This window comes from Holdemanella sp. DFI.5.55 (genome assembly GCF_020593575.1).
In the GTDB taxonomy this organism is placed as follows: Bacteria; Bacillota_I; Bacilli_A; order Erysipelotrichales; family Erysipelotrichaceae; genus Holdemanella; species Holdemanella hominis.
In genome coordinates, this window is record NZ_JAJDMK010000458.1 from 1 (window position 1) to 214 (window position 214).

At 52.3% G+C, this 214-nt stretch carries 1 protein-coding gene; it reads right to left on the reverse strand.

Annotated elements, in window-relative coordinates:
• The coding region (locus tag LJE08_RS14800; RefSeq protein WP_227403689.1) for an ATP-binding cassette domain-containing protein at positions 1–214 on the reverse strand (214 nt) is incomplete at both ends.

A 214-nucleotide genomic window follows, 5' to 3' on the forward strand; every position in this document is an offset into this window, starting at 1 on the left:
GCTGTCCAGCAATTCCAATACTTCCTGCGTATTCTGCCGATCCAGGGCTCCAGTCGGCTCATCAGCGATAATGACCTGTGGATCGCTGGCTAAGGCTCGGGCAATGGCAACGCGCTGTTTTTGACCGCCGGATAGCTGATGCGGATATTTACGCAGCTGATCTTTCAGGCCAACTTTTTCTAACAGCGATACTGCACGCTTTTTGCGGTCTTCT